General features: G+C 41.6%; 21 protein-coding genes. 10 read left to right on the top strand and 11 right to left on the bottom strand.

Going from position 1 to position 21,542, the window contains the following annotated elements; genetic code table 11:
* Positions 1-134: 134 nt before the first annotated feature.
* Positions 135-2,381 (bottom strand): bifunctional prephenate dehydrogenase/3-phosphoshikimate 1-carboxyvinyltransferase, encoded by a 2,247-nt coding sequence (locus ABDV70_RS06940; RefSeq protein WP_343596525.1) that lies wholly within the window; start codon positions 2,379-2,381, stop codon positions 135-137.
* Between the two features lie 132 nt (positions 2,382-2,513).
* Positions 2,514-3,620 (bottom strand): prephenate dehydratase, encoded by a 1,107-nt coding sequence (gene pheA, locus ABDV70_RS06935; protein ID WP_343596523.1) that lies wholly within the window; start codon positions 3,618-3,620, stop codon positions 2,514-2,516.
* Positions 3,621-3,681: 61 nt separating this feature from the next.
* On the opposite strand from pheA, the gene ABDV70_RS06930 reads away from it, so the two are divergent.
* Positions 3,682-3,846, top strand: a complete 165-nt coding sequence (locus ABDV70_RS06930) for a hypothetical protein (protein ID WP_343596521.1) — start codon at positions 3,682-3,684, stop codon at positions 3,844-3,846.
* A gap of 99 nt (positions 3,847-3,945) precedes the next feature.
* Complete coding sequence (locus ABDV70_RS06925) at positions 3,946-4,941, top strand: glycosyl transferase family protein (RefSeq protein WP_343596519.1); 996 nt, start codon at positions 3,946-3,948, stop codon at positions 4,939-4,941.
* 77 nt (positions 4,942-5,018) lie between these two features.
* On the opposite strand, the gene ABDV70_RS06920 is transcribed toward ABDV70_RS06925, so the two are convergent.
* Both ABDV70_RS06920 and ABDV70_RS06915 read right to left on the bottom strand, forming a co-directional pair.
* The gene (locus ABDV70_RS06920) at positions 5,019-5,291 is read right to left on the bottom strand and encodes a YeaC family protein (RefSeq protein WP_343596517.1); all 273 of its coding nucleotides are present in this window, start codon (positions 5,289-5,291) and stop codon (positions 5,019-5,021) included.
* Between the two features lies 1 nt (position 5,292).
* A complete protein-coding gene (locus tag ABDV70_RS06915; protein ID WP_343596515.1) occupies positions 5,293-6,201 on the bottom strand; it encodes an NAD(+) kinase in 909 nt (302 codons plus the stop codon).
* 190 nt (positions 6,202-6,391) lie between these two features.
* On the opposite strand from ABDV70_RS06915, the gene mrcB reads away from it, so the two are divergent.
* Positions 6,392-8,776 (top strand): penicillin-binding protein 1B, encoded by a 2,385-nt coding sequence (mrcB, locus tag ABDV70_RS06910; protein ID WP_343596513.1) that lies wholly within the window; start codon positions 6,392-6,394, stop codon positions 8,774-8,776.
* A gap of 21 nt (positions 8,777-8,797) precedes the next feature.
* Complete coding sequence (locus tag ABDV70_RS06905) at positions 8,798-9,313, top strand: tetratricopeptide repeat protein (protein ID WP_343596511.1); 516 nt, start codon at positions 8,798-8,800, stop codon at positions 9,311-9,313.
* A 9-nt stretch (positions 9,314-9,322) separates the two neighbouring features.
* On the opposite strand, the gene ABDV70_RS06900 is transcribed toward ABDV70_RS06905, so the two are convergent.
* Entirely contained in the window at positions 9,323-10,222 is a 900-nt protein-coding gene (locus tag ABDV70_RS06900) for a thiamine phosphate synthase (RefSeq protein ID WP_343596765.1), read from the bottom strand.
* Positions 10,223-10,359: 137 nt separating this feature from the next.
* On the opposite strand from ABDV70_RS06900, the gene ABDV70_RS06895 reads away from it, so the two are divergent.
* Positions 10,360-10,530, top strand: a complete 171-nt coding sequence (locus tag ABDV70_RS06895; RefSeq protein ID WP_343596509.1) for a hemin uptake protein HemP — start codon at positions 10,360-10,362, stop codon at positions 10,528-10,530.
* Positions 10,531-10,744: 214 nt separating this feature from the next.
* On the opposite strand, the gene ABDV70_RS06890 is transcribed toward ABDV70_RS06895, so the two are convergent.
* Positions 10,745-12,478, bottom strand: coding sequence for a GspE/PulE family protein (locus ABDV70_RS06890; protein WP_343596508.1), 1,734 nt, complete (start codon positions 12,476-12,478; stop codon positions 10,745-10,747).
* A gap of 142 nt (positions 12,479-12,620) precedes the next feature.
* Positions 12,621-13,349 (bottom strand): tRNA (N6-threonylcarbamoyladenosine(37)-N6)-methyltransferase TrmO, encoded by a 729-nt coding sequence (tsaA, locus tag ABDV70_RS06885; protein ID WP_343596507.1) that lies wholly within the window; start codon positions 13,347-13,349, stop codon positions 12,621-12,623.
* 100 nt (positions 13,350-13,449) lie between these two features.
* Here tsaA and ABDV70_RS06880 point away from each other — a divergent pair, with 100 nt between their 5' ends.
* The 3 genes from ABDV70_RS06880 to nth all read left to right on the top strand — a co-directional run bounded on the left by ABDV70_RS06880 (position 13,450) and on the right by nth (position 15,849).
* Positions 13,450-14,229 (top strand): ferredoxin--NADP reductase, encoded by a 780-nt coding sequence (locus ABDV70_RS06880; RefSeq protein ID WP_343596506.1) that lies wholly within the window; start codon positions 13,450-13,452, stop codon positions 14,227-14,229.
* 119 nt (positions 14,230-14,348) lie between these two features.
* Entirely contained in the window at positions 14,349-15,185 is an 837-nt protein-coding gene (locus ABDV70_RS06875; RefSeq protein ID WP_343596505.1) for an RnfABCDGE type electron transport complex subunit B, read from the top strand.
* 1 nt (position 15,186) lies between these two features.
* The gene (gene nth, locus ABDV70_RS06870; protein ID WP_343596504.1) at positions 15,187-15,849 is read left to right on the top strand and encodes an endonuclease III; all 663 of its coding nucleotides are present in this window, start codon (positions 15,187-15,189) and stop codon (positions 15,847-15,849) included.
* 8 nt (positions 15,850-15,857) lie between these two features.
* Here nth and ABDV70_RS06865 read toward each other — a convergent pair whose 3' ends face one another.
* The 3 genes from ABDV70_RS06865 to ABDV70_RS06855 all read right to left on the bottom strand — a co-directional run bounded on the left by ABDV70_RS06865 (position 15,858) and on the right by ABDV70_RS06855 (position 18,146).
* Positions 15,858-16,031, bottom strand: coding sequence for a hypothetical protein (locus tag ABDV70_RS06865; RefSeq protein ID WP_343596503.1), 174 nt, complete (start codon positions 16,029-16,031; stop codon positions 15,858-15,860).
* 68 nt (positions 16,032-16,099) lie between these two features.
* On the bottom strand, positions 16,100-16,759 hold the full coding sequence (adk, locus tag ABDV70_RS06860) for an adenylate kinase (protein ID WP_343596502.1): 660 nt from the start codon (positions 16,757-16,759) through the stop codon (positions 16,100-16,102).
* A gap of 70 nt (positions 16,760-16,829) precedes the next feature.
* On the bottom strand, positions 16,830-18,146 hold the full coding sequence (locus ABDV70_RS06855; protein ID WP_343596501.1) for a hypothetical protein: 1,317 nt from the start codon (positions 18,144-18,146) through the stop codon (positions 16,830-16,832).
* A gap of 389 nt (positions 18,147-18,535) precedes the next feature.
* Between ABDV70_RS06855 and mrdA the strand changes: the two genes are divergently transcribed.
* A complete protein-coding gene (gene mrdA, locus ABDV70_RS06850) occupies positions 18,536-20,563 on the top strand; it encodes a penicillin-binding protein 2 (protein ID WP_343596499.1) in 2,028 nt (675 codons plus the stop codon).
* Positions 20,564-20,568: 5 nt separating this feature from the next.
* Positions 20,569-21,120: a 16S rRNA (guanine(966)-N(2))-methyltransferase RsmD gene (rsmD, locus tag ABDV70_RS06845; RefSeq protein WP_343596497.1), complete on the top strand. Its 552-nt coding sequence runs from the start codon at positions 20,569-20,571 to the stop codon at positions 21,118-21,120.
* Here the strand turns inward: rsmD and ABDV70_RS06840 are convergent.
* Positions 21,115-21,369 carry a hypothetical protein gene (locus tag ABDV70_RS06840; protein ID WP_343596495.1) on the bottom strand — a complete coding sequence of 85 codons (255 nt, stop codon included), beginning with the start codon at positions 21,367-21,369 and terminating at the stop codon, positions 21,115-21,117. The two genes, rsmD and ABDV70_RS06840, sit on opposite strands and share 6 nt — an antisense overlap.
* Between the last annotated feature and the right edge of the window lie 173 nt (positions 21,370-21,542).

The raw sequence follows: 21,542 nt of genomic DNA, 5'->3' as shown, positions 1-21,542 counted from the left end.
AAAAAACCTCATGAAATAGACTTTACACTCTCAGAAGAAAAGTCTTTACATTCCAACGAAAAGCACAAAAAAACGCCAAGCATGTGCCTGACGTTCTTGGTTTACTTTATTGCTGTTTGCGTATTTCGACTGGCTTATTCAGCGACTTCAATGCTTAAACCAGCCTGATTTGCCAACTGAGTAAACGTTGGGAAACTGGTCGCAACTGTTTCCGTACCAATAATACTAATTGTTTCTGCAGCACGTAACCCTGCAATACTAAAACTCATGGCAATACGGTGGTCATGGTGAGATTCAATCTCTGCACCTTTAAAAATTGGTGACCAATCGCCTGTTTTGCCTTGCCCTTGAATGATAATCCCGTCTGCTGTTGGAGTGCATTCAATTCCCATCGCATGTAAACCATCTGCCATGACTTGAATACGGTCAGATTCTTTCACACGAAGTTCTGCCGCACCCGTCAACACGGTTTCTCCTTCTGCACATGCAGCAGCAATAAACAATGCTGGGAATTCATCAATTGCCAAAGGAACTTGGTCTTCTGGAATATGAATCCCTTTCAATGTGCGTGAACCACGAATACGAATATCAGCAATCGGTTCGCCACCTGCAATGCGTTCATTCAGCACTTCAAGGTCTGCACCCATCGCTTTTAAGATTTCAATAACACCTGTACGAGTTGGGTTAATACCTACCGCTTCTAAGGTCACATCTGCATTTTCACAAATCGCAGCACCCACCATAAAAAATGCAGCAGATGAAATATCCGATGGCACTTGAATATTGGTTGCAACCAGTTTACCGCCCCCTGTCAATGAAATACGATTACCTTCTGTTTTAACATCGTATCCAAAGGCGCGTAACATACGTTCTGTATGGTCACGGGTTGGCTCTGGTTCTGTCACTGAGGTTTCGCCCTCTGCCCATAAACCTGCAAGTAAAATTCCAGATTTCACCTGAGCCGATGCCATTGGTAAATCATAGGCAATTCCTGCCAAAGCCTGATTTCCTGTAATGCTGACTGGTGGCGTACCTTTTTCACCTGTGGTCTGGATTTGAGCACCCATTAAACGTAATGGTTTAGCAATCCGTTCCATTGGACGTTTTGACAATGAAGCATCACCTGTCATGACTGTATCGAACTTTTGTGCAGACAACATGCCAGAAAGCAAACGCATACTGGTGCCAGAATTACCCATATATAACGCCTGCTGAGGTGCTTTTAAGCCTTGCATGCCGACACCATGAATAGTCACTTCACCATTGGCAGGGCCTTCAATGACCACGCCCATATCACGAAATGCCTGCAAAGTTGCTAATGCATCTTCACCTTCCAGAAAACCTGTCACATGTGTTGTGCCTTCGGCAATTGCACCAAACATGATGGAACGATGTGACACCGATTTATCACCAGGAACCGTGAATGTTCCTTTAAACTGATGTTGTTGTGGCTGGATGGTAAATTTTTGTGTCACGTGATTCGCCTCCGATACATTCTTTTTGGCAAGCATATGGTTAAAGTGTTGTCGGGCTGCCTGAGCATGTTCAAGTAGCCCCATTAATTCACTCGAATTTTCATCTTCAATGAGTTTACGAATGGTTGCAAGTTGTGCTTCAAAACCATCAACAGCGTTTAAAATTGCAGTTTTGTTGGCAAAGAAAATGTCATGCCACATTTGTGGATCAGATGCTGCAATCCGTGAAAAGTCACGAAAGCCACCTGCTGCATAACGGAAAATATCGAGATTATCTTCACGGTTTGCCAGTTGCTCGACTAAATTAAATGCCATCAAATGCGGTAAATGACTGGTATGTGCCAACACTTCATCATGTTTTTGCACATCCATGCAAATGACTTCAGCTTGAGCAGCTGTCCATAATGCCACGAGCTGATCTACTGCCCATGTTGCACTGCTGTCTAATGGCGTCAAAATCACTTTATGGTTGGCAAATAAGTCAACTTTTCCGGCATGAACACCTGTATGTTCACTACCTGCAATAGGATGTCCCGGCACAAACCCTGCGGGAAGTTGGTTTCCAAAAACGCGTTTTGCCGCTGCAACCACATTACCTTTGGTACTGCCCACATCGGTTAAGATGGCGTTTTCACTCAGATAAGGCTTAATCAAATGCAATACCTTTTCTGTTGCCTGCACAGGTAACGCCAAAACCACCAAATCAGCATTTTGTACCGCTTGTTCAGGTGACGCATATCCCTGCTGAATCAACCCAAGTGCCAAAGCATCCTGCAAAGTTTGTTTTGACCGTGTCGAAGCCACCACCTGTTCAGCCAAACCTTGTGCCTGAATAACCCGTGCCAGACTTGAACCAATCAGTCCTAATCCAATAAATGCAACTTTATGAAACAGCGGAGATGACATCTTTACCCTCTCGCCTTGTGCGACAACATAAGCATTGAACCTTTCACTAACAATGAATCATCCTTCTTTTATGATGAAGGATGGCAAACAGAATAAGACCTCTGAACATCTCCAGAAGCCTTAGCATGATCTTTAAAGAACCGCAGCAGGATAAGATCCTAAAATTCGTAACTCTTTCACAATCGGACGGATATCATCTAGTGCAGCCGCAACATTTGGCTGATCAATATGCCCTTCTAAATCAACAAAGAACACATACGCCCATTTTTCAGGAAGCGCAGGGCGCGTTTCGATACTGGTCAAACTGATTCCGTGTTTTGCAAAAGGCTCCAGAATATCCAGTAATGCACCAGCACGGTCATGTGCTGCAATCAGTAATGATGTTTTATCATTGCCACTTGCTGGAATTTTTTCACGACCAATGACCAAGAAACGTGTTGTATTTTCTGGGTTATCTTCAATATTGCTATGCAAAATCTCCAAACCATAGGTACTTGCCGCAACATCCGACGCTATGGCTGCCGAATGCCATTCATTGCGAATACGGCGCGCAGCTTCACCATTTGAAGACAGTGCAATACGCTCTACCCCAGGGTAATGTGCATCTAACCATTTACGGCATTGTGCCAATGCTTGCTGGTGCGCATAAATTTGTTTAATGCTGTCTTTACGAGTATTTTCTGAAATGAGGAATTGATGGTGAATACGTAATTCAACTTCCCCAATCACATTTAAATTTGAATTTTTAAAACAATCTAAAGTATGGTTGACCACGCCTTCAGATGAGTTTTCAACAGGTACAACGCCATAATGCGCACTGCCCGCTTCAACCTCACGGAACACTTCATCAATGGTGGTAATTGGGCGTACCACAGCATCTTTACCAAAATGCTTTAATGCAGCAGCATGTGTAAATGTCCCTTCAGGCCCTAAAAAAGCAATACTTTGCGGTGCTTCAAGTGCCAAACAGGCCGACATGATTTCACGGAACAAACGTGCCATTGTGACATCAGATAAAGGCCCCTGATTACGCTCCATCACTCGACGTAGAACCTGCGCCTCACGTTCGGGGCGGTAAAATAACGGGTTCTCTTCTGTTGCAAATTTCGCTTTTGCCACAGCCTCAGCCAAACGTGCTCGACGATTCAACAAATCTTGTATCTGTTGATCGACACTATCAATATCTGAACGGATTTGATCTAAATTTAGAGAAGTCGTTTGATGATCATCATGGACCATGTTGAATTCGCCCCATACGCATAACGGATTGTTTGCAAGTATAACCATATTCAAATCAGAAATGTTACTCAAGATCAAAGAGAACGATTCAACTTTAGATGAATCACTTGCGCCATTCGCTAAAATAGAACAATTACAACGCAATACACAAGAGCTATACCCAAAACATCATCTCAACAGTACAAACACCAAGACGAGTTTCCCTTCACCAATTCGTGTAAAATGACTAGAAATTAAAGGTTTAACCGCTCACCAAAAATCTGTTTTGCCTTGCGTTATAATTCGGTATGATAATTTTTAACACTTATAAAAGCTATATATTGAAATGAATACCAAACGTAATCTGTATCAGGACTTTGAACACCCCTTTGCGCAGTACATCCGTATTATCGGCAAAGGAAAAACAGGAGCGCGCTCGTTAACCTATCAAGAAGCGTATGACGCTTTTAGCCTGATTTTAAAACGTGACGTATTAGATGTGCAGCTCGGTGCATTTTTAATGTTATTACGGGTGAAAGAAGAATCGGTTGAAGAATTAGCAGGCTTCGTTCGAGCCACACGAGATCAACTGCCATTTACCCCACTTGATGTCGATTTAGACTGGTCATCTTACGCAGGTAAACGTAAACACTATCCTTGGTTTTTACTTGCAGCTTTAACATTGGCACATCATGGTTATCGTATCGTCATGCATGGTGCAGCAGGACACACTTTAAACCGAGTCTATACCGAACAAGTGTTAGATTATCTCGACTATCCAATCTGTCAAAATCAGACCGATGTTGCACAACAACTGGCTGATCGTCATTTTGCCTATTTGCCTCTTTCGGTCATTTCACCTGTTCTAGATGAATTAATCGGACTCCGAAATGTGATGGGCTTACGTTCACCTGTGCATACATTGGCACGTTTAATTAACCCATTTAATGCCAAAGCAACGTTGCAGGCAATTTTCCACCCTGCGTATCGTGCCTCACATCAACGCACGGCGTTTACTTTGGGTTATAAAAACAGTGCCGTGATTAAAGGTGAAGGCGGAGAGTTTGAACGTAACCCCGATGCCAAAACCCTGATTTGTGGTATTCATGAAGGTGCAATGTACGAGCATGAATTACCAAAACTTACGGCTGGCCGCAGCGATATAGAAGAAGAACTGGATTTATCTGTGTTTAAAGCAGTGTGGGAAGGCAAACAAACACATGAATATGGCGAAGTGGCCGTCACTGAAACCATGGGTATTGCTTTATATACGATGGGTGTCTGTGCAACTTATGAAGATGCTATGCTCAAAGCAAAACAACTCTGGCAAGATCGATTTTAATTATTTTTTGACTTTTGCTCTCTACGGATTTTAGATCATCCGTAGAGAAGCCATTTAAATGACACGGGATATATCATTTAAACAAAACGAATTGGCTTAAACTCAGGTTCAGTTTTGTGATGATCATCTTCACAAACTTCACCCTCTTTTTTCTTACCACGGTCAATATAGCCTGTGCGTTCTTCTTCAGGTAAATGTTTGTATTCCCAAGCTAAAACCGCCTGCATACAAATTTCACGCTGTTCTTGTGTCAACGCAACGCCATTCGGCCATTTTCCAATTTCAACTGCTGTTTTTAAACGCTGTACAATTTCAGGGTCTAACACAGACAGCATTTGTTCAATATTCATCTCATTCTTCCTGCTGAGTTAAGGCTTCAAAATCCTGATTCCAACCAAGTTTAGTACGGCACGACATATAAAAATCATACCCAGGTGGATGTAATAGATTTAATTTAAATGGGTGCTTACGAATATGTAAAGCATCTCCTGCATTGAGTGCCACACTATGCTGACCATCGGCACTGACCATCGGCATAACACGGTTTTCTTGAACCCTAATTTTTATTTCGCTTTGATCACCCACAATAATCGGACGGGATGACAAAGTGTGTGGGTGCATCGGAACTAACGCAATCGCATCCATACTTGGGTGAATAATCGGGCCACCACCAGAAAGCGCATATGCGGTTGAACCTGTTGGTGTTGAAACAATTAAACCGTCACTATGTTGGCGATACACAAACTGCCCATCAATTGACAGTTCAAAATCAATCATGTGTACCGAACGCCCTGAGTGCAGCACAATATCATTTAAGGCAATCGCCTGATAAATAACATCACCCGCAGAACGGATTTCCATTTCCAGCAAGAAACGCTTATCTAACTGAAATTCACCTTTTAAGACCTGATCCAGTTTCGACAACACCATGCTCGGTTTAATATCGGTTAAGAACCCTAAGCGACCACGGTTTACCCCAACAACAGGAGTGTTGTATTTCACCAAAGCCCGTGCTGCATGTAATAAGGAACCATCGCCCCCAACCACAACAACCAGATCAGCAACTTCGCCCATTAAATGACGTCCAACAATTTGACAATCCTGATAAGGAACCAGTTTTGCTGTTTCTACATCAAAAATTGGGTGTAACCCTAATGCCAATAGATGGTCATAAATAAGACAAAGGGTTTCTACAACAGAGGACTTGTCTGGACGACCCATTAAACCAATGTTGCGAAACGACTTGTGTGAAATTCTCACCAATTCAAGCGCTCCGTTCGGATTCGCGCCAATAATAGCACGTTGTTAAAATATTTTAAAAAGCCCACAAAACGTTTGATTCATCTGTCTTTTTGTACAGATTTTTGCATTGGGATACGAATAATCATTGCAAATTATAAAAAAGCTTCGCATGATTACACAGTTTATCTTGGATAGCTTATCACTTTTTATGAAGTCACAACGCGGTCTTGGCATTTTTGCACTTATTTTTTGCATTTTGGTAATTGGCGGTTTTCTGGCGCTCAGTGTTTACCTTGTGCGTCTAGACAATATCATTAGGACTAAATTTGAAGGTCAGCGTTGGGACATTCCGGCCAAGGTATATGCACGACCACTTGAAATTTATGCTCAGGCACCTGTCAGTGAAACCAACTTTCTAGAAGAGTTGAACCTTTTAGGTTATAAACGTGCTGACAGCTATACCCAGCCGGGTACATTCGTTGTAAATGGCAATACGCTATATGTTCATACGCGTGGGTTTGACTTTGGTGATAGCACCGAGCCAGAACAGGTGTTGAATATTCAGTTTGCTCAAGACAGCATTACTGATGTTAAAACAACAAAACCAACCAATACGGGCATGACTCGCCTTGAACCGTTACTCATTGGGGGGATCTACCCTCAGCATAATGAAGACCGTGTACTGATTAAACTCAAAAACGTGCCTAAGCCACTCATTGAAGCTTTGGTTTCCACTGAGGATAGAAATTTTTATCATCATCATGGCGTATCAATTCGTGGTACTGCACGTGCCATTATGAGTAATATTACGGGTGGCAAGCGTCAGGGTGGTTCAACACTCACGCAGCAGCTTGTCAAAAACTTCTTCTTGTCTCCTGAGCAAACTTACAAACGTAAAGCCAATGAAGCCTTAATGGCTTTATTGCTTGAAATGCACTATAGCAAGGATGAAATTTTAGAAGCTTACTTAAATGAAGTGCATCTAGGTCAAAATGGCAACTATTCTATTAATGGTTATGGTCTAGCTTCACAGTTCTATTTTGGATTACCACTGCGTGAACTCAATATTGCGCAACAAGCCTATTTAGTTGGTCTGGTACAAGGCCCTTCACTGTACAATCCTTGGCGCAATCCAGAAGGTGCATTGAATCGTCGTAATACTGTTTTACACAATATGTTAGTGATGGGTTATCTAACTCAGGCCCAATATGAACAAGAAAGTGCTCGTCCTCTTGGTGTTGTCGAAAAACCTGCTTTAGGGCCTTCTCGTTTCCCTGACTTTATGGACATTGTCCGTCGCCAACTTCGTAGCGAATATCAGGAATCCGACTTGACCAATCAAGGATTACGCATCTTTACCACGCTTGATCCAATTGCTCAAACCAAAGCACAAACAGCCTTTAAACAAACGGTTGACCAATTAAGCAAAGGCAATCCACGTACATTAAGCAATTTACAAGGTGCTGTTCTTATTCAGCGGCCAGATAATGGCGAACTTGTTGCAGCCATTGGTTCAACCCAAAGTTTTACTGGCTTTAACCGTACTTTAGATGCCAAACGTCAAGTGGGTTCATTACTTAAACCTGTGATTTATCTAAATGCCATCGACTCAGGTCGTTACACTTGGGCATCTTTAATTCAGGATACAGAAATTAGTATTCCAAGTGATGGTAAGAACTGGACACCTAAAAACTATAGTGGCGGTGGTCATGGCATGGTACCAATGGTACAGGCACTTGAACATTCTTATAACCTTGCTGCTGTACGTTTAGGACAAGAATTTGGTGTTCCAGCATTTAGCAACCAATTACGCAAATTTGGCGTTACTAGCCCGATTCCAGCCTACCCTTCTGTATTTTTAGGCGCGGTGAATATGTCACCAATGGAAATATTGGGGATTTATAGTAATTTTGCATCAGGTGGCTTTAAGTATCCAACCAAAGCAATTCGTTCTGTCGTAGATCAAAACGGTAAAATACTTGACCGTTATAGCTTAGATGTACAACAAACCATCAATCCATCTAGTGCATATATTTTAAACTATGGCTTACAACAAGTCATGAGTTCGGGTACAGGTCAGGCAGCGTATCGTAGCTTGCCAACCAATCTAAAACTAGCAGGTAAATCGGGTACCACCAATGACACACGTGACTCATGGTTTGCAGGTTTCTCTGGAAATTATTTGACAGTGGTATGGTTAGGACGTGATGACAACAAAATTACAGGCTTAACAGGTTCGTCTGGTGCATTGCCCGTATGGACAAATGTCATGAAACAATTGCGCCAACAACCGATTAACTTTAAACAACCTGATGACGTTCAATGGCATTGGATTGATGTTGCAAGCGGAAATCTGTCTGCTCAAGGCTGCTCTGGTGCGATGTATATTCCATTGATGGTTTCTCACATTCCAAACCATTCAACCAACTGTGCATTGCCACATTATCAGGTTGCGCCAAGTTCAGACAACGGCGCTTCAGCCCCTGCAACTTCGGCTCAACCAGATAGCATAGAAAACTTGATTCACGAAAGTGATTCAGATAACCCACCACCTGCACGTGTTATTTCAAGTGGTAGTTACGATGCAAATTAATTTTGGATAGGAGAATAATGGATGCGTTTTAAGTTTGTTTTAGGTGCTGGAATCACGACATTATTGGTGGGCTGTAATACCTTACAACCCTCAACACATTCGCCAACACCTAAACCAGTAACGCCATCACATTCTGACAGTCAAACATCATCTCATGGGGTGACCATCACCCCATATAACCCAGGTGAAATTAAACGCACCCCTGTCACACCAACTGTCATTGTTCCAAAACAGCAGCCCCAACCACAGCAAAATGATGGCTCCAAACTTCCTGCATTTCAGCAGGTCATTGGGCAGGCTCAGGTTGCGCTGAATCGCCAACAATATGTGCAAGCAGAACGTCTGGCAACACAGGCACAGCGCATTTCTCCTCAAGCACCGCAAAGTTATGTTGTGCTGGCTCAAAGTGCTTTATCGCAGAAAAAATATGCTCAGGCCAAATCACTGGCGCAACGTGGTCTAAGTCTGGCATCAGACAGTGCTGTCAAAAAACAACTTCAGTTGATTCAGCAACAAGCCAGCAAGGCTCAACCCTAGTTTATAACTTTAAAAGTTAGAAATACCTGCCAAACCATAAAAACCGTATTGCGCTGCCTGTTGCAAAAATGCAGGTTGCATTCCACCTAAAGCAAATACGGGAATATCTACAGTTTCTATCCACGCTTGTGCTTGCTGCCATCCTAAAGGCATATCATTGGGATGGCTCGGTGTTGCTAAAACAGGACTTAACAACACAGCTTCACAGCCGATATGCTGTGCATGTTGCAAACTTTCCAAATCATGGCAGGCAGCAATATAACGCTGACCAATCATCAAATCTCCGACACTTTTTTGCATTAATTGAGATTGTTTTAAATGAACGGCCGCTATTTTAATTACCGATTGATCCAGTGTCTTCCAGTCATTTTCATTTAAAATAAGCTGAGCCTGCTGGGCAACAGACAATTCTCTAATTGCTTGCATCTGCTGTTCAGTCCATTGTTCTGGACGAAAATAAAATAATCGGTCATCTGCTTGATCGGTCAGTTCAGACAACTTTGGACTGATTTTTAAATATGGTGCCCAATACAAACGCTTTAAAATGTCCACATTTGCTTTTGGAAAATTTAAAGTCAGCAATTCAACACGTGTATACCATTGCCACTGTTGTTTCACCTGTTGCATTTGGTTTTGTTCAAGCTGCGCAAAAAAGATGTGAAGACGAACTTCAAGATCTTCATAATCATGTTGAATCAACTGAAATGGATGCCAAGTCTGAATATCCACCCCAACCTCTTCTAAAATTTCACGTCGACATGCCTGTACAGGTGTTTCCCCTTGCTCAACTTTACCCCCCGGAAACTCATATTTATTGCCCTGATGCTGCTTTGCCTCACGCCAACCGACAAGCACTTTTGCCTGTGAAAAAACCAAGCCAATCGCCACATCAATTACTGGTTTCAATATTCATTCCCCCTGTTATCTGTTGACACATAGTTTACGTGTTACAAAGTTCTTTATAAATTCTAAAATTTAGGATTGACAGTATTATTCGATAATGATTATCATTTAAAACACTAAAGTACACCACGGAGAACACAAACATGAACGCACCTTTTAACTTGTTTACACGCAGTACCGAAGCAGCTCAATCTTTACCAATGCTACATTCTAATAACTTATTTGCGCTTGGTCGTGAAATTCGCATTATGCATGCAGGGGAAGAATACCGTTTACGCCTCACACGTAATAATCGTCTGATTTTAACCAAGTAACCCCACACATATTGTGGTGTTCAATACAAAAATAAACGTGGAAACAAGCAGCAATTTTCTTGCTGCTTTTTTTATTGACACAACTGAGTCACTATTTTTATTACATAAATTGCATCGCAAAATCCACCCAAAAGCCTCACCGAAAGATTCAATTCAAAAAATCAAAGCGTTTCAAATTTGATGCTCAAGGTTAAGGCAATGCTTTGATGATTGTTTAGTTTAAAGGAACAACCCGCAATACTTCTTCTAAAGACGTAACGCCCGCCACCACTTTCCTTGCACCTGCAATCCGTAACGGTTCGACCCCTTCTACTTTTGCCTGATGACGCAATTTTGCCAAGGGTGCATTATCACTCACCAATTGTTTAAGCTGCAAACTTAAAGGCATAAATTCATAAATCCCGACTCGCCCTTTGTAACCCGTAAAACGACAGGCTTCGCATCCAACAGGAACAAATGACGTTTTTGGAATATCCACCACATAATCCACTGTTAAATATTTCCATTGCTGTTCATCCATTGCCGCCTGTTGTTTACAATGTGGGCATAAAGTTCGCACTAAACGCTGTGCCAAAATACCAAGCAAGGTCGCCGAAGATAAAAATGGCTGTACACCCAAATCATGTAACCGTGTCAAACTCGATGGTGCATCGTTGGTATGCAATGTCGAGAGCACCAAATGTCCTGTCAGTGCAGCTTGAATCGCCATATCAGCCGTGTCCTGATCTCGAATTTCCCCGACCATAATAATGTCTGGGTCTTGACGCATCAGCGCACGTACACCATCAGCAAATTCCAGCTCAATGGCATGATTGACCTGCATCTGGTTAAAGCTCGGTTCAATCATTTCAATCGGGTCTTCAATGGTACAAACATTGACTTGTTCCGTCGCTAACTGTTTTAACGATGAATACAATGTCGTGGTTTTCCCCGACCCCGTTGGCCCTGTCACCAAAATAATGCCATGACTATGATGGGTTAGCTCATCCCATTTTTGCAGCAATTTTTCATCAAAACCAAGTTGGGTAAAGCTACGAACCAACACTTCAGGGTCAAAAATACGCAACACCATTTTTTCGCCAAATGCTGTCGGGAGCGTTGCCAAACGTAATTCTGTTTCGATTCCCTTTGGTGTTCTGGTTTTTAAACGCCCATCCTGAGGTTTGCGTTTTTCAGCAACATTCATTCGCCCCAAAATTTTAATACGGGCAATAACCGCATTGAGTGTATTGGATGGCATGTTATAAATGGTATGCAACACGCCATCTATACGAAAACGAACCTTGCTTTTTTCACGACGTGGCTCTAAGTGAATATCACTTGCACCTTGTTCAAAAGCAAACTGTAAAACCCAATCGACCAGTTTTACAATGTGCTGATCATTAGCATCGGGGTTTTGCATATCCCCCAGTTGTAATAAGGCTTCTACGCCTTTTTGCTCAGGCATGCTCCCATGCTGGGTCGAATGCACAGCACGACTCACCTGATAATACTCGACCAAATAGCGTTGTAATTGTTCAGGATTTAACAAAACACGTTTAATCTGTTTTGGTTTTAAACTCGGTTCCAGATTAATCAACCAATCCTTCATAAATGGCTGATCTGTGCCGATGACAACCTCTGTATCCGTCACGGCAACTGCTAAAATTCGATTATGCACAGCAAATTCTTGTGACATAATTGCCGTTAACGTAGGCACATCTGCCTTTAACGGGTCAATACGGAAAAAAGGCAGCCCTGATTTTTCAGATAACCACTGACACAATGCCTTTAAATTTAATGGCTGTGACAGGCTTAAATCCTGAAAATTAAACTGTGCAATCCACTGTAGAGGATGCCATGCCAACTGCGCCCGACTGCGTTGAGTGGTGAGAACCAGTGCCCGATCTCGCTCAGAAATTTTCCCATCTTGCAGCAATTGATCTAAACACCACGTTAAATCAATCATAAAGGAAAATTGATCCAATCTGTGCGTTGTCCCCATGAGCACCCCTCAATACTATTCTTTTTTAATTTCAAGCCGCAATGGTAGCAGTTTTAGCCTACTGATGTAGATGATTTCCATTGAAAAGATGTCCGTCTTTTCTCAACTAAATATCATTTCCAACCCATTGTATCTCCACCACCGTAATGGATTGTTCATCGACCTGAAAACGAATATTAAACGCAGCAAAACGTAATCCATAAACCCGTTCGGGGTCATGCTGATATGCTGGTCGTGGGTCTAAAGCCAATACTTGTTCCAGTTCATTCAGTGTTTGTTCTAAAAGCAATGTCTGCTCTACATACACCTGCTGTTGAGCCAAAGCCTGCGGCTGCCATATTACAGATTTCAACACTGGCGCCTGCATGGCATAACCACTTTGTGCATCCACAATTGCATCTGAATACGCAATATACGGCTTAATATCCAAAACGGGCGTACCATCAAGCAAATCACTTCCCTGAACATAGACCCGCAATTGTCCTTGTTCACGCACAACACGTTTAAACTTCACCACAGACAAACCAATAGGAGATGGACGATACATACTGCGTGTCGCAAAAACTCCGATTTTTTCATTGCCACCCAAACGTGGCGGACGAACCTGTGCCCGAAAGGTCGTTTTGTCCTGCGCTTTGTTTTGGTGAAATTGCCATAGCAACCAAATATGGCTAAAAGCATCCAACCCTTCAAATGCCTGCTCGGTATCATACGGCGCAAACATTTCAATATAACTCTCAACTTCAACAAGGTTTGGTTGTCGTGGAATACCGAATTTCTCCTTATACGGAGAACGCATCACACCAATCATCGGTATACTCAATAAGTTACTCATCATTTTTTCTTATAAAGACAATTAAATATATTCAGTTTATAGGCTATAATTTTAGATTAAAATACCCATCAATTTATTATTCGTACTTGAGATTTCTCGAATGGCTGCTTTTAACGCTGAACGCATCACTCACGTTCACCACTGGAATGACACTTTATTTAGTTTTAAAACGACACGTGACCAAAGTTTACGTTTCAAAAACGGTCAATTTGTCATGATCGGTCTGGAAGTTAACGGCAAGCCTTTAATGCGCGCTTACTCGATTGCAAGTGCAAACTATGAAGAAGAACTTGAGTTTTTCTCAATTAAAGTTCAAGACGGTCCATTAACTTCTATTTTACAAAAAGTTCAAGTTGGTGATGAAATTCTGATTTCTAAAAAACCGACAGGGACTTTAGTCATCGATGACTTATTACCAGGTAAAAACCTGTATTTATTATCTTCAGGAACAGGTCTAGCACCATTCTTGTCTATTATTCGTGACCCAGAAACCTATGAACGCTTTGAAAAAGTCATTGTTGTTCATGGTACACGTTTCATCAGCGAATTGGCTTACCAAGACCTGATTTTAAATGAACTGCCAAACCACGAATTCTTTGAAGAACTTGGTATCAAAGACAAACTGGTTTATTACCCAACCGTGACGCGTGAAGACTTCCATACTCAAGGCCGTGTAACAACCGCTATTGAATCTGGTGCTTTATTTGAAAAAATCGGTTTACCACGTTTTAACCCAGAAACTGACCGTGCAATGCTTTGCGGTAGCCCGCACTTCTTAAAAGACGTTGCGGCACTTCTTGACCAACACGGTTTAAAAGAATCTCCACGCATGGGTGAAATGGGCGATTACGTAATTGAACGTGCGTTCGTAGAAAAATAAGTTTTTTACCCAATGAATCAAGAGCTGACCCTGTGTTGGCTCTTTTCATTTTTAAAGCGGCTATTTTCCTAACAGCATCGTCCATCTTACATTTATGCTAGAATAACCCACTTGCACTGTTGTGCATGTTATCCCTTCCCTTCGTTTTAGTTAGTAGCCCAATGAGTTCAACATTTTCTCTCATCCAGCAAATTGATACTTTACTGCCCCAAACCCAATGTGGACTTTGTGGACACCGTGATGGTTGCCTACCTTATGCCCAGTCGATTGCTCAGGGAGAAGATGCCAATAAATGTGTACCAGGAGGACAACCTGTTGCCGATGCTTTGGCAGAACTTCTAAAACGACCAAAACTGATTGCAGAACAAAGCGTCTGGCCAATTCAGACCGATGGTCGACCACAACGAATGAAAGCCATCATTCGAGAAGATGAATGTATCGGCTGTACCAAATGTATCAGTGCTTGCCCTGTCGATGCGATTATTGGAAGTGGTAAAGTCATGCACACGGTGTTAAGTGACTTATGTACAGGCTGTGAATTGTGTATTCCACCTTGCCCTGTCGACTGTATCGATCTCGTTCCAGATCCTCAGGCGATTCCAACGGTAGAAATTCAACAAGAACAACAAAATGACTTGCGCTATCGTTACTATGCGCATATCCAACGTGAAGAACAACGTCGTAAACTGCGCAAAGGCCCAATCGTTCGTGCTGAAATTGACAGTGAGTTATTTGCTCAGTTTTCTCAATATTTAAATGCTGTACCCACGATTCAACTTGCAGAAAAAACCAATACTGCATCGCTTGTTGCCGATGCAAAAATGACTATTCAGCTTGCAAAACTTCGTACTCAAATCAAAAAACTCGAAAAACAGCTTTCTGTACATGACGATGAAGCAAAGCGTCAACAATTAAGCCTACTGCAAACTGAACTTGAACAAGTGCAAGGGGTTTAAGATGACCAGTAAAAATATGACCAAAAAGCAGATTCAGATTTTTTTTGAACGCTTGCAAGAACAACGGCCACATCCAACCACTGAACTTAAGTTTTCTTCTCCCTTTGAGCTACTCATTGCAGTTATGCTTTCTGCACAAGCTACCGACGTAAGTGTCAATAAAGCAACCGATAAACTTTTCCCTGTTGCTAACACAGCACAACAGATTTTTGCATTAGGTGTAGATGGACTCAAGCCCTATATAAAAACCATTGGTTTATATAATTCAAAAGCTGAAAATGTCATTAAAACCTGTCAAATTTTAATTGAAAAACATCAAGGTGAAGTGCCAGACAGCCGTAAAGATTTAGAGGCATTGCCGGGCGTTGGACGCAAAACTGCCAATGTCGTTCTAAATACAGCGTTTGGTCATCCAACCATGGCAGTAGATACACATATTTTTAGATTAGGTAATCGAACAGGATTGGCCGTAGGGAAAAATGTGCTTGAAGTAGAACAACGACTTATTAAAGTGATTCCCAAAGAGTTTATGTTAGATGCACACCATTGGCTCATTTTACATGGGCGTTACTGCTGCGTCGCACGTAAACCCAAATGTGCAGAATGTGTCGTGTCTGATGTGTGTAACTGGCCTGAACGCTTTGAGTTTGGTGCGCCTAAATAACCAATTTTCTATTTATCCTGATCCTGCTTTAATTTCGGATGTAACTCGCGTTCACGTGGCTTTTTCGGCAATGCTGCATTTTGCTTTTGCACCTCATTCAGCATACGTTTACTTTGGCGCAATAAAAACATCAGCATAACAAAACTGACAACCACCAAAATAGTTAGGGCAATTTTTAACATTTCATCTTCCATATAAAAAGAGCCCTAATATCGATTAGGACTCTTTGGATTTTAATTTAAGATCAAGCTTATTTAGATTGATCTAAAATTTTAAACAAGTCTGCTTGAACATCGTCAATCTGGCGTAAGCCATTGAGTTTGTCATAGCTTGGTGCATTTACACCAGAAGCTGCACGACCTTGATAGAAGCCAACCAACTGCGCTGTTTCTGCATGATAAGCAGTTAAACGCTTACGAATCGTTTCTTCTTGGTCATCAGGACGTTGAACTAAATCTTCGCCTGTTACATCGTCTTTACCTTCTACTTTTGGTGGGTTATAAACGATGTGATAAACACGACCCGATGCAGGATGTTGGCGACGACCTGAAAGACGTTGAACAATTTCTTCGTCAGGTACATCAATTTCAATTACGTGGTCAATCGTGATCCCTTCTTTTTCCAAAGCTTCTGCTTGTGGAATAGTACGTGGGAAACCATCAAAAATGCAGCCATTTACACAATCAGGCTGTGCAATACGCTCTTTTACCAAACCAATAATCAGGTCGTCAGAAACCAAACCGCCAGCTTCCATGACACTTTTGGCTTTTAAACCTAATTCAGTACCTTCACGAATCGCAGCACGGAGCATATCACCGGTTGAAATTTGTGGGATATCATAGCGCTTACAGATCAACTGAGCCTGAGTGCCTTTACCTGCTCCAGGTGGTCCGAGTAAGATAATGCGCATTTAATAAATCCTCATCTATAGTAAAACAGCTTAATATCATGTGCTTGAATTAGCCCATGAAAATTAAACCTTATAAAAAAGCAACAAACAAATGTATTGTACCAGCAATAAAGCCAGTCACACCCCCTAATAAAATCAAAATCCACTCATCCTCTTTAAATGCGGGACGTAATAGATTTTGAAACTCATCTGGAGTTAATTCTCGAATACGGTCACGAAACATTTGAAATATTTTACGGGCACGGCTTGCATTAAATGCAGGGTCGCATACGGGAACCATCGTAATTTCAATTGAGCGGTCAATCAAGTCTGTTTTTAACCGTGCGTACTCTTTTGGTCCCAAAGACAACTGTAATGTGGTCCGAACCAAAGGTGTATCCATAATTTGATTCACATGCTGTTTGACAATACGGCGCGTTCTTTCTTTATGAAGACCATACATCATTTCGGTCATGATGGTTTTCACTGTGATTAACTCTTCAGTCACAACTTTGGCAAACACATCGGAAACTTCTTCTTGGCGCTTCATAAATGCCCCTTGGATATTATACGTTCCTATTCTTGGAATCATAGGAATAATCCACGGAAATTGATGATTTTTTGTGCGTCGAAAGAACTGCGGGTAGCGAACATAGTGAGGATAAATAGGATTGAAGACCATCCAGATTGCAATCCAGTTGGTTAAGAAGCCCCAAATAGATGCCCAGAAAGGAACGGTCCAGTGCCAAGGCACAATAAACCAGACGATCATTTGGAATAACCCAAAAACACAACCAATCAGCGCGCTAATATGCCAAATAAAATTGATCTCTTTTTTACCAACTTTAAGGAACATGCGAACCATTAAACGGCGGTCAGTTTCCATCTGACGAACCACCATTTCACGCATATCGACCAAAGATTCGACATTACTGGTCAGCTCTGTAACGAGATGCTCTAAAACGCTTGGCAGTTGCTTATGTGCCTGATCATAAATACGGCGGCGAATGGAATAAGGAATGTTTTCCCAAAGGACAGGATTACGCTCAAGCATAATCTCATCAATTAAATTTTCTAAATCTCGATTAATCTGTTCACCAATGATTCTTGCCATTTCTTCAGGATTCATGGCTTCAAGAAATTCACTCAGTGAACCAATTTTTTTAAGTGTGTTGTCGGTGATGATGCCAGAAATACGCCCTGCCTTACGTGGCACGATGCCTTGCCACCCCACAGGAATACTACCAATATGAAAGCCCCAGAAATGAATGGGAAAAAACACCATCTTGAGTGCCATCCACACATGCGCCCAAGTGACAAAGGCCGTTACGGGAATAATACTGATAATCGCCCAATGATCTGGACGATTCAGAAAAACTTGCCACAAGTGACTAATATATTCCAGCATGAAGCGCTCTCGGTTTTAGGGTTTTATGTGACTTAATCTGCTATTTTGAGCCAATACAATACGTTAAAGTATACCAAATTTGTATTTTCTATTGGCCTTTATTGGCAAAAATGCGTACAAACATCTTACAAATGGGTTTTAGGACTGCAGACCTTGCACAAATGCCCACAACAACAGCTATTTTTCACTCATCCCAAATAGTTAATCACACGACTATTTCAAAATGAGTGATGGCCTCCTGATTGATAGCATATTTTTGAGGTTTATGTATTCAATTTGTTCAATACAACAAGTTTTATGCAGAATATAAAAAATACTGCTTCATTCATGAGCCGCTTGAGTTAAAATAATGCGCTTTTCAAGCCCAATAACAGATTGATGAACTGACTATGAAGCAACATCTCCCCCTCAAGAATGTTCAGCAAGAAAAGCGCCTTTTTCGTAGTCGCATATTCATTGCCATTGGGCTTGTTGTATTATGTTTTAGTGCACTGATCGCCCGCTACATTTATTTGCAAATTTTTCATTATCAAGAATTTTCGACTGCATCAGACAATAACCGTATTCGTCTACAGCCTCTAGCCCCTGCTCGTGGTTATATTTATGACCGTAACGGTATTTTATTGGCCGATAACTACCCAGTATTTACTGCAACTTTAAGTAAAGCAGATGTTGAAGACATTGATGCAACCGTAAAAGCCCTGATTCCTGTACTGGGGTTAACACAAGATGATGTAGATCGTTTTAATAGTCGAATTAAAACTGCTAAAAAAACCGAACGTGTGACATTAAAACTCAATCTCAATGAAGCTGAGATTGCCAAATTTAGTGAAGTTAAATATAAATTTCCTGGGGTAAAAATTGAAACGCAAATGACGCGTTATTATCCTTACGGAGAACTTTTCGCTCATGTCATTGGTTATGTAGGACGAATTAATGACAAAGAACTCAAAACCATTAATAAAGATGTTTATGCAGGAACGAACCTGATTGGTAAAATTGGGGTTGAAAAATTTTATGAAGATCTGCTTCATGGAACACCAGGAAATGAATCTGTTGAAGCCGATGCTCATGGCAATGTGTTACGTTATTTAGGTCGTAAAGACCCTGCACGTGGGAATGATCTTTACCTGTCTTTGGACTATGGTTTGCAAACGGTTGCTTCTGAGCAATTAGCAGGACGTCGTGGTGCAATTGTTGCCATTGACCCACGTACAGGTGAAGTGCTTGCTATGGTTTCTAGCCCAAGCTTTAACCCGAACCTGTTCGTTTCTGGTATCAGTAGTAAGGACTACAGCGCCCTACGAGATAATATTGACCAACCCTTATATAACCGTTCCTTACAAGGGGTTTATCCACCAGGTTCAACCATCAAACCTGTTGAAGGTCTAGGTGGGATTAATTATGGTGTAATCGACTGGTCAACCAAAATCAATGACCCAGGTTATTTCCATTTACCAGGCGATTCTCATAAGTTCCGTGACTGGAAAAAAACTGGTCATGGTATTGTTGATTTAGATAAAGCCATTCAATTTTCATGTGACACCTATTTCTACACATTAGCAAGTCAAATGGGGATTGAGCACATGAATGAATGGATGCGCCAATTTGGTTTCGGAGCAAAAACAGGGATTGATTTGCCGAATGAAAACTCAGGTTTGTATCCAAATCCAGAATGGAAAATGAAAGTCCGCAAAAGCAAATGGCTTCGTGGTGAAACAATTTCTGTCAGTATTGGTCAAGGTGCCTTTACTGCAACACCACTCCAGTTGGCAATGGCAACCGCTATTTTATCTAACCATGGTAATCACGTAGTTCCACACGTGTTAAGCAATACCAAAGGTTCAAAACCGTTCCCAGTTCGTAATGCACCAGATGGACGTGTTAAGTTTAATGGTACCGACGAAGATTGGGTCAGAATGCGTGATGCAATGGTGAATGTTGTTGAAGCTGGAACAGGACATCGTATTCGGACGAGTGCTTATCTCATTGCAGGTAAAACAGGGACAGCACAGGTAAAAAGTATTGCTCAAGGTAAACGCTATAATGAATCCTTGCTTACAGAACGCCAGCTTGACCATGCTTTATTTGTGGGCTTTGCCCCTGCTGATAACCCACAAATTGCCGTTGCCGTGATTTGGGAAAATGGTCGTCATGGTGGTGCAGCCGCACAATTGGCTCGACCTATCTTTGATTATTGGTTGGTACAACGCAAAAATAATCCGATTCGCCCGACATCGCATCAAATTACTGGAAGTTTAATGACAGCGGGGATCCAACCGGGACAACTTCCAAGCGGGCAAAATATTTTGCAAGCAGATCCAAATGCAACACCAAATACAAAAGAAAAAAATAAACCACAAAATGCAGCTGCAACCCCTAGTCGCATAGCATCTCAACCGGACATTAGTGAATAGTGAATATGAAAAATCAATTACGCATTATTGGCGGTGAATGGAAACGACGGGTTTTACCTTTTGCCACAGTCGAAGGTCTACGCCCAACTCCTGATCGGGTACGGGAAACTTTGTTTAATTGGTTAATGTGGAATATTCAAAATGCTGTTGTACTCGACATGTGTACAGGTTCAGGTGCATTAGGTTTTGAAGCATTGTCACGTGGCGCACGTGAGTTGGTGATGATTGAACCCGATAAAAATCAGAGTCAATTCTTAAAGCAAAATATTGAACGCTTAAACATTCAGAATTGTAAATTACATGTCAATACTGCCGAAGTGGTTTTACCACGTTTAAAGCAACAGTTCGATGTGGTTTTTCTTGACCCACCATATAGCTTAGATTTATGGCAATCTTTAGCGACTTTGGCAGATCCACTCATTAAAGCGCAAGGATTTATTTATGTTGAAGCAGATCGGGACTTACAACAATTAGCACTTCCTGCATCATGGCAACTAATTAAAGAAACCAAGGCGGGATTAGTACGCGCAGGTTTATTTCAAAAACAGGCATTATAAGAGGTCTGTTTGCTCTTCAATTTCATCAGGTCGATTATCCCTACGTAAATGATCGGGTAATTGCTCACGGCGGGTGCGTACAGGTTCATGTTCTCGCCCGTCATCATCATGATATCCATTTTCAATATGAAACGTCGTGACAGGCACAGTGTTACAGGTCATGGTTGCAACTTGGGCATGTGTTGTCGTCACAATACACCCACTTAAAGAAACAATGCACAGCAAATACGTCCAGAAATATCGCATCATGCCATCTACTCATGACATCAAATTGCATTATTTTTTAAACACAAATTATGGAGAATTATGCAAGATTTGGTGAAGAAATAAGACAGTCGTGACGACTTGTTTTGTCAGCTCTTGATTAACTGTAAACCAAGAGCTGTTTTGTGGAAGCGAAAAGTAAAATATTCACATCATCT

It is taken from the genome of Acinetobacter sp., from assembly GCF_039596015.1.
Taxonomy (GTDB): domain Bacteria; phylum Pseudomonadota; class Gammaproteobacteria; order Pseudomonadales; family Moraxellaceae; genus Acinetobacter.
Note: the sequence above shows the minus strand (reverse complement) of the source record. Positions and strands in the feature narration are given on the sequence as shown.

Coding starts and splice junctions, on each gene's coding strand:
- ABDV70_RS06920 (WP_343596517.1), bottom strand. CDS start 5,291: ATGAATATTGAACAAATGCTGTCTGTGTTAGACCCTGAAATTGTACAG.
- ABDV70_RS06880 (WP_343596506.1), top strand. CDS start 13,450: ATGGCTGCTTTTAACGCTGAACGCATCACTCACGTTCACCACTGGAAT.
- ABDV70_RS06940 (WP_343596525.1), bottom strand. CDS start 2,381: ATGTCATCTCCGCTGTTTCATAAAGTTGCATTTATTGGATTAGGACTG.
- ABDV70_RS06855 (WP_343596501.1), bottom strand. CDS start 18,146: ATGCTGGAATATATTAGTCACTTGTGGCAAGTTTTTCTGAATCGTCCA.
- rsmD (WP_343596497.1), top strand. CDS start 20,569: ATGAAAAATCAATTACGCATTATTGGCGGTGAATGGAAACGACGGGTT.
- ABDV70_RS06895 (WP_343596509.1), top strand. CDS start 10,360: ATGAACGCACCTTTTAACTTGTTTACACGCAGTACCGAAGCAGCTCAA.
- nth (WP_343596504.1), top strand. CDS start 15,187: ATGACCAGTAAAAATATGACCAAAAAGCAGATTCAGATTTTTTTTGAA.
- ABDV70_RS06890 (WP_343596508.1), bottom strand. CDS start 12,478: ATGATTGATTTAACGTGGTGTTTAGATCAATTGCTGCAAGATGGGAAA.
- ABDV70_RS06930 (WP_343596521.1), top strand. CDS start 3,682: ATGTTACTCAAGATCAAAGAGAACGATTCAACTTTAGATGAATCACTT.
- tsaA (WP_343596507.1), bottom strand. CDS start 13,349: ATGAGTAACTTATTGAGTATACCGATGATTGGTGTGATGCGTTCTCCG.
- pheA (WP_343596523.1), bottom strand. CDS start 3,620: ATGGTCCATGATGATCATCAAACGACTTCTCTAAATTTAGATCAAATC.
- ABDV70_RS06840 (WP_343596495.1), bottom strand. CDS start 21,369: ATGATGCGATATTTCTGGACGTATTTGCTGTGCATTGTTTCTTTAAGT.
- mrdA (WP_343596499.1), top strand. CDS start 18,536: ATGAAGCAACATCTCCCCCTCAAGAATGTTCAGCAAGAAAAGCGCCTT.
- ABDV70_RS06905 (WP_343596511.1), top strand. CDS start 8,798: ATGCGTTTTAAGTTTGTTTTAGGTGCTGGAATCACGACATTATTGGTG.
- ABDV70_RS06865 (WP_343596503.1), bottom strand. CDS start 16,031: ATGTTAAAAATTGCCCTAACTATTTTGGTGGTTGTCAGTTTTGTTATG.
- ABDV70_RS06925 (WP_343596519.1), top strand. CDS start 3,946: ATGAATACCAAACGTAATCTGTATCAGGACTTTGAACACCCCTTTGCG.
- adk (WP_343596502.1), bottom strand. CDS start 16,759: ATGCGCATTATCTTACTCGGACCACCTGGAGCAGGTAAAGGCACTCAG.
- mrcB (WP_343596513.1), top strand. CDS start 6,392: ATGAAGTCACAACGCGGTCTTGGCATTTTTGCACTTATTTTTTGCATT.